The sequence below is a fragment of the Streptomyces sp. AB3(2024) genome, assembly GCF_041862025.1.
Classification (GTDB): Bacteria; Actinomycetota; Actinomycetes; order Streptomycetales; family Streptomycetaceae; genus Streptomyces.
On sequence record NZ_JBGWAB010000100.1, the window covers coordinates 24,427 to 31,632 of the forward strand.

Below are 7,206 nucleotides of genomic sequence, written 5' to 3' on the forward strand. Positions count from 1 at the left end.
CCCCGAACCACCGCGCCCCGGGCCGTCCCCGGACCACCTTCCCCGGACCACACCGGCCGGGGCCCGCCATCACCCACCCCGCCGCACCCCGGCGAAATCCAGGGCCCGCCAGAACCCGACGGCACTCCCGCACGGAGCCCCGCACGGCACTCCCGCACGGCACTCCCGCACGGCACCGCCCAGGCAGTCCAGTCCTCCCGGCCGGTCCGTGCAGGCGGCCCTGTCCTCGCGGACGGGACCACCCGGCACGGCTCGCACCGACTCGGGCCATCCGGCACGGCTCACACCAGCTCAGGCCGCCGGCACTGGTCTGGCCACCCGGCACGGCTCACACCGTCCGGGACCGCAGCCCTTCGAGCAGGATGTCCAGCAGCCGGGCCGAAGCCGCGGCCTGCTGTGCCGCGTCCGGCAGTGCGGGAGCGGCGGTCGCTATCACCAGCAGCACATCGGCCACCGTGACGTCGGCCCGCAGCTCGCCGGCCTCCCGGGCCCGGTCCACGAGCCGCCCGACGACCTCCAGCAGCGCACCCGCCCCGGAGTCCTCCGCGGGCTCGTCCCCGACGGAGCTCCGCGAGCCCACGACCCGCAGGTCCGGCACCCCGCCCAGGGCGGCCTGCCGCTGCTGCGGCACGCGCGCCGCGGCGGCGCCCTCCTCGGACCCGTCCTCCTCGGCCGCACCGACGCGCAGGACCTGCGGCGGCAGCAGCCGGCCCGCGCCCGAGGCGACGGAGGTCCGCAGGAAGCGCGACAGCGCCTGCCAGGGCTCCTCCTCCTGACCGAGGGCGGACTTGGCCTGCTCCGTCAGCCGGGCCGTCTCCTCCTCGGCTATCCGCCGGACCAGGACGTCCTTGCTCGGGAACCGCCGGTAGACGGTGCCGACACCGACTCGTGCGCGCCGCGCCACGTCTTCCATCGGGGCGCCGTAGCCCAGCTCGCCGAACACCTCGCGGGCGGCCCGCAGGACGTGTTCGAGGTTGCGCTGGGCGTCGACGCGCAGCGGAGTGGAACGGCCCACTCCGTGGGTCGTGGCGCCCGCCATCACGCGGCCGCCGCTCTCCGCGGACAGCGCGGTGACAGAGCCATGGAAATCGGAAATATGCATGTGTATCCCCCGGTAATCATTTGTCTCCCCCCGGAGACACTCCCCGCCTTCGTGTCGAGGGGGGCCACGGTCATGGGGCCCTGGTCCTACTCCTCGACGAGATACGAACATAGTTGAGCCAGAGTCAATTCAGAAGAGGCAGCCCCGGACGGAGCACCGCCCGATCGGAGCATTCATCCCCACTTTTCCGCCGCAAGTCTCCGGAATCAACCATTCCGCAGCCCCTGACCTGCGAACCTTTCCCCCGATCCGACCTCCGCGGCAGACCCGTCCCGCCACCCCCACCGGTCACACAATGTGCCGGGCCTGTGGACAAACTCCCGGCCACGTTGCGTCATGGGATGGTGAAGGCTGCTAACTCCCGGGGCGACGCACCCGGCACCCCGCCCCCCGCGCGCATCCTCGTGGTCGGAGGCGGATACGTCGGCATGTACACGGCGCTCGGCCTCCAGCGGAAGCTGAGATCCGGCGAAGCCGAGATCACCGTGGTCACGCCCGAGCCCTACATGACCTACCAGCCCTTCCTCCCCGAGGCCGCCGCGGGCTCGATCTCCCCCCGGCACGTCGTGGTCCCCCTGCGCCGCGTCCTCGGCCGCTGCCGCATCGTCATCGGCGAGGCCCGCCGCATCGACCACGCCAAACGGACCGCCACCGTCACCACCCTCGCCACGGCCGAGGAGGGCACCGGCGACATCGAGATCGAATACGACGAACTCGTCCTCGCCCCCGGCTCCGTCTCCCGCACCCTCCCCATCCCCGGCCTCGCCGACTACGGCATCGGCTTCAAGACCGTGGAAGAGGCCATCGGCCTGCGCAACCACGTCATCGAGCAGATGGACATCGCCTCCTCCACCCGCGACCCCGAGATCCGCGCCGCCGCCCTCACCTTCGTCTTCGTGGGCGGCGGATACGCCGGCGTCGAGGCACTCGGCGAACTGGAGGACATGGCCCGCTACGCGGCCCGGTACTACCACAACGTCAAACCCGAGGACATGAAATGGGTGCTGGTCGAGGCCAGCGACCGGATCCTCCCCGAGGTCGGACCCGAAATGGGCACCTATACCGTCCGCGAACTGCGCCGCCGCAACATCGACGTACGCCTGGAGACCCGCCTCGACTCCTGCGAGAACCGCGTCGCCGTCCTCAGCGACGGCTCCCGCTTCCCCACCCGCACCATCGTCTGGACCGCGGGCGTCAAACCCCACCCCGTCCTCGCCGCCACCGACCTCCCCAAGAACGACCGCGGCCGCCTCGCCTGCACCGCCTTCCTCACCGTCGAAGGAGTCGAACACGCCTGGGCCGCCGGCGACGCGGCAGCCGTCCCCGACATCACCGCCGCCGAATCCGGCGCCACCTGCGCCCCCAACGCCCAGCACGCCGTCCGCCAGGCCAAACAGCTCGCCGACAACCTCGTCGCCGCCCTGCGCGACGAAGTCCTCACCGAGTACGCCCACAAGTACGTCGGCTCCGTCGCCTCCCTCGGCCTCCACAAGGGCGTCGCCCACGTCTACGGCCGCAAGCTCAAGGGCTACCCCGCCTGGTTCATGCACCGCGCCTACCACCTCAGCCGCGTCCCCACCTTCAACCGCAAGATGCGCGTCCTCGCCGAATGGACCCTCTCGGGCCTCTTCAAGCGGGAGATCGTCTCCCTCGGCTCCCTCGAACACCCCAGGGCAGAATTCGAACTCGCCGCGGGCGGACACCGTCCGCACCTCCCGCCGCCCCCCACCCCCGACCCCCCGCAGGACAGTCAGGGCTGACGTTGTCAGTGCGGTCGGCCACACTGGACGTGTGACCATAGGTGGGCTCACGCCTGCACAGAGTGACCCCACCGTCCAGCGACCGACCACGAGCGACACAGCGACCACTTGCGACACCAAGAGGCTTGAACGCAGTGAACTTCACGCGCTGGAGCGCCCGGTTTCCCGGAACGCAGCGCCGCGCCGCCGCCCGGAACGAGCACGCCGCAGCCCAGGCCAAACGGGGTGAAGGCTCCGTCCCGGCAGCCCGCGGCGCGGCCGCCCACCCCGCCCCGCCCCCCGACGGCAGCCCGGCCGACCCCACCGTCCGCGGCACCGGCACGGCACCGCTCCCCGCCGTACCGGCCCTCGACGAGCTCTCCGTACGGGAGGTCCTCGGCCTGCTCCCGGCCCTCGTGGCACTCGTCCACGGCCCCGAGCACCGCGTCGCCTACCTCAATGACGCCTACACCGCCGGCTTCGGCCCCCGCACCACCGGCGCCCCGGCCCACGAGGCCCTGCCCGAGCTCGGCGACCTCGGCCTGCTCCCGCTCCTCGACCAGGTCCAGCGCAGCGGCAAACCCCGTACGGCCAAGAACCGCACCGCCCGCGGCGGCAGCTCCTACACCGTCACCTGCACCCCCGTGGAGTTCCCCAAGGCCGACACCGACGGCGAACCCGACCCCCACCACAGCGGGATCCTGGTCCACCTCGCCGACGTCACCGACCACGCCGAGGCCGTCGACCGCCTCCGCGCCAGCGAACGCCGCCAGCGCGAGGCCGCCGTCACCCTCCAGCGCTCCCTCCTCCCCCAGGAACTGGAGCAGCCCGACGACCTCCGCGTCGCCGCCACCTACCAGCCCGGCGGCACCGAAGCGGCCGTCGGCGGCGACTGGTACGACGTCATCACCCTCGGCGCCGGCCGCACCGCCCTCGTCATCGGCGACGTCATGGGCCGCGGGGTGCGCGCCGCGGCCGTCATGGGCCAGCTCCGCACGGCGGTCCGCGCGTACGCCCGCCTCGACCTCCCGCCCCACGAGGTCCTGCAGCTCCTCGACGGCCTCGCCGCCGAGATCGACGCCAGCCAGATCGCCACCTGCGTCTACGCCGTCCACGACCCCAACGAAGGCCTCCTCGCCTACGCCTCCGCCGGCCACCTCCCCATCCTCGTCCGCGACGAGGACGGCACCGTCCGCCGCGCCGCCGACCCCACCGGCCCCCCGCTCGGCACCGGCGGCTGGCTCCACAGCTCGGGCACCATCGCGCTGGGCCCCGGCTCCACCGCCGTCCTCTACACCGACGGCCTGGTCGAACGCCGCGGCGAGGACATCGACGAAGGCGTCGCCGCCCTCGAACGCGCCCTCTCCGGCGCCCAGGGCACCCCGGCGATCATCTGCGACCGCCTGATGCGCGCCCTCGGCGTGGACGCCGACCACGACGACGACGTCGCCGTCATGGTCCTCCAGCAGCCCGCCCGCACCGGCGCGGACGCCGAGCTCTTCCACAACGCGGCCCTCGAACTCCTCGGCGGAGTCGAAGCCGCCCCCCGCGCCCGCGCCTTCGCCCAGGGCGTCCTCGCCTCCTGGCGCTTCCCGGCCGAGCTCTGCGACCTCGGCGTCCTCGCCGCGAGCGAGCTCGTCGCGAACTCCCTCCAGCACGGCACCCCGCCCATGCGCCTGCGCCTGCGCCGCACCGACCGCCGCCTGATCATCGAGGTCACCGACGGGGACGACCACCTGCCGCGCCGCCGCCGCGCCGAACCGGCCGACGAGACCGGCCGCGGCATCTCGATCATCGCCACCATCGCCTCGTCCTGGGGCACCCGCCGCATCCCGGGCGGCGGCAAGGCCGTCTGGTGCGAGTTCGCCCTCCCCGACAAGTAGCCGCACACGGGGAAGGCCCCGGTCCCGTAGGACCGGGGCCTTCCCCGTACCTCCACACGCACCCGCATGCGTACGACTACACGTGCGCGGCCTCCGGAGCGACGGCGGTCGCGGGCGCCGCACCGACCGCCGGCCCGCCCTGCGCCACGACCCGCGACAGCGACGGGTTGTCCTGCACCGGGCTCAGCTGCCCGCCCAGCCGCAGCGCCAGCCAGGCGATGCCCAGCGAGACCGCCACGAACACCCCGATGTAGAGCATCGGGATCCCGGCACCCAGCGGCACCCCCAGCGGCCCGAGCGCCAGCGCCATCTGCTTCACCAGGGCGAAGGCCGAGTTGTACTGCCCGACCGAACCCTCCGGCGCCAGATCGGCCACCAGCGGCGCCAGCGTCGGCGACAGCATCGCCTCGCCGATCCCGAAGAGGGCGTACGTCGTCACGAACGCGCCCGCGGCCATGACCGCGCTGCCGTGCCCCAGCCCCGAGAATCCGGCGATCACCCAGGCGACCGTCCAGATCAGCCCGACCAGCGCGATGACCCGCGTCCGGCGCCGCTTCTCCACCAGCCGCAGCACCACGAACTGCGCCACGACGATCGCACCGGTGTTGGCGGCGAGCGCGAACCCGAGGGTGGACGGGGTGATTCCCGCGGCCTCGGTCCCGAAGGCGGCCAGACCCGACTCGAACTGCCCGTAGCAGGCGAAGAACAGCACGAAGCCCAGCACGCACAGCTGCACCATCGCCTTGTGCTGCAGCATCCGCTTCCAGCCGCCGCCCGCCTGCGCGCCGTCCTTCTTCGGCATGGCGTCCTTGAGACCCGCCACCTGGGGCATCCGCACGGTGGCGATGACCGCGGCCAGCACCAGGAACATCACGGCCTCGATGCCGAAGAGCAGGGTGAAGCTGGCGGGCCGGCTCTCGTCGACGATCTGACCGCCGACGAGACCGCCGATGCCCAGACCCAGGTTCTGCATGAAGAACTGCATGGCGAAGGCCCGCGTCCGCGTGGAGGGCGTCGAGCACCACACGATCATCGTGGCCAGCGCCGGCTGCATCACGGCCTGCCCGGCACCCAGCGCCAGCGCCGACAGCAGGATCGGCACGATCCCCGTCGACAGCCCGAGCGACAGCGCGCCCACCGAGGCGGCCACGGCCGCACCCATGACCACGGGCACCGGACCACGTCGGTCGATGGCCCGACCGGTGAAGGGCAGCGCGACGAGAGCACCCAGGGCGAACGCCACGAACGCGCTCGTGGCGGCCATGGAGCCCAGACCTCGCACCTGCGCCACATAGATGTAGAGGAACGGAACCGTGAAGCCGATGCCGAACGCGGTCAGCGCGTTCCCGGCCTGGATCCGCCGCATCGCAGCGCCCATCACCTTGGTCACTTCTCACCCGCCTTGATAACTGAAGCCTGAAGACTTCATACCTAAAGTTCGACCCTTAACTCTACACATCGAAGGAGTTAGACGCCAACGAGCTCGTGCGATACTTCGACCCATGGGTGACACCCCCGACGGCGCCACGCCCGTCCACGAGCCGAGCCTCGACGAGCAGATCGCCGTATACCAGCGCGAATTCCAGGACCTCGACCCCCAGGTCGAGAAGGTCGTCTCGGCCCTGAGCCGCCTGAACCGCCGCATGAACGTCGCCTACGGGCGCCAGACCGCGGCCCTGGGCATCAGCAACGCGGAGTGGGAGGTCCTCAAGGCCCTCGTCATCTCCGGGGCGCCCTACCGGATGGGCCCGAGCGAGCTCGCGAAGCAGCTGGGCCTCACGCCGGCGGCGATGACCCACCGGATCGACCGCATGACGTCGGAGGGACTGGTGACCCGCGAGCGGGACGAGTCCAACCGCGTCCGGGTGATCGTGGAGCTGACGGACGAGGGCCGCAGCAAGTGGCTCGACGCGATGCGCGCGGCCACGGTCTTCGAGGAGGACCTGCTCCAGGACCTGTCGACGGCGGAACGCGGAGCCCTGGGCGACATGCTCACCCGCCTCCTGGACCGCGTCGAAGACCTCCAGTCCCGGGCCTGACTACCCGGGTTGACACCGCCCTCGCTGATCCGTAAGGTTCTTCGAGTTGCCCCAGAGCCGGAAGGTTCTGACGTCAACGAATCCCGCCGCCTCGTTGCGGCACCCAACTCAGCACGATCTCCCACTGGGAACGAATTCGGCGTGCCCGAATTCATTTCCGAAGGCCCGATTATCGGTTGCCGGGGAAATCCGCTAGAGTTCAGGAGTCGGAAGGGCCCAACAGCCCGGAAGACAAACCCCGCTGACTGGGGGTCAGGCCCGAAAGGATCTGATAGAGTCGGAAACGCAAGAACAGAACGAAAGCCCGGAGGAAAGCCCCAGTAAGTGTTACTGAGGGTGAGTACAAAGGAAGCGTCCGTTCCTTGAGAACTCAACAGCGTGCCAAAAATCAACGCCAGAAGTTGATACCCCGTCCACTTCGGTGGATGAGGTTCCTTTGAAAA

At 71.3% G+C, this 7,206-nt stretch carries 5 protein-coding genes; 3 read left to right on the forward strand and 2 right to left on the reverse strand.

The features are described 5' to 3' along the window. Positions 1-328 precede the first annotated feature (328 nt). Complete coding sequence (locus ACEPPI_RS29645) at positions 329-1,102, reverse strand: TetR/AcrR family transcriptional regulator (protein WP_373918346.1); 774 nt, start codon at positions 1,100-1,102, stop codon at positions 329-331. A gap of 341 nt (positions 1,103-1,443) precedes the next feature. Here ACEPPI_RS29645 and ACEPPI_RS29650 point away from each other — a divergent pair, with 341 nt between their 5' ends. Both ACEPPI_RS29650 and ACEPPI_RS29655 read left to right on the forward strand, forming a co-directional pair. Then, a complete protein-coding gene (locus ACEPPI_RS29650) occupies positions 1,444-2,862 on the forward strand; it encodes an NAD(P)/FAD-dependent oxidoreductase (protein ID WP_373918347.1) in 1,419 nt (472 codons plus the stop codon). Positions 2,863-2,996: 134 nt separating this feature from the next. Beyond that, on the forward strand, positions 2,997-4,724 hold the full coding sequence (locus tag ACEPPI_RS29655; protein ID WP_373918349.1) for a SpoIIE family protein phosphatase: 1,728 nt from the start codon (positions 2,997-2,999) through the stop codon (positions 4,722-4,724). Between the two features lie 76 nt (positions 4,725-4,800). Here ACEPPI_RS29655 and ACEPPI_RS29660 read toward each other — a convergent pair whose 3' ends face one another. Then, complete coding sequence (locus ACEPPI_RS29660) at positions 4,801-6,102, reverse strand: MFS transporter (RefSeq protein WP_373918350.1); 1,302 nt, start codon at positions 6,100-6,102, stop codon at positions 4,801-4,803. A 124-nt stretch (positions 6,103-6,226) separates the two neighbouring features. On the opposite strand from ACEPPI_RS29660, the gene ACEPPI_RS29665 reads away from it, so the two are divergent. Next, the gene (locus ACEPPI_RS29665) at positions 6,227-6,763 is read left to right on the forward strand and encodes a MarR family winged helix-turn-helix transcriptional regulator (RefSeq protein ID WP_373918348.1); all 537 of its coding nucleotides are present in this window, start codon (positions 6,227-6,229) and stop codon (positions 6,761-6,763) included. Positions 6,764-7,206 lie beyond the last annotated feature (443 nt).

Bases quoted from the DNA above. Each gene is read 5' to 3' on its own strand.
- ACEPPI_RS29645 (WP_373918346.1), bottom strand. From the start codon at position 1,102: ATGCATATTTCCGATTTCCATGGCTCTGTCACCGCGCTGTCCGCGGAG.
- ACEPPI_RS29665 (WP_373918348.1), top strand. From the start codon at position 6,227: ATGGGTGACACCCCCGACGGCGCCACGCCCGTCCACGAGCCGAGCCTC.
- ACEPPI_RS29650 (WP_373918347.1), top strand. From the start codon at position 1,444: ATGGTGAAGGCTGCTAACTCCCGGGGCGACGCACCCGGCACCCCGCCC.
- ACEPPI_RS29660 (WP_373918350.1), bottom strand. From the start codon at position 6,102: ATGGGCGCTGCGATGCGGCGGATCCAGGCCGGGAACGCGCTGACCGCG.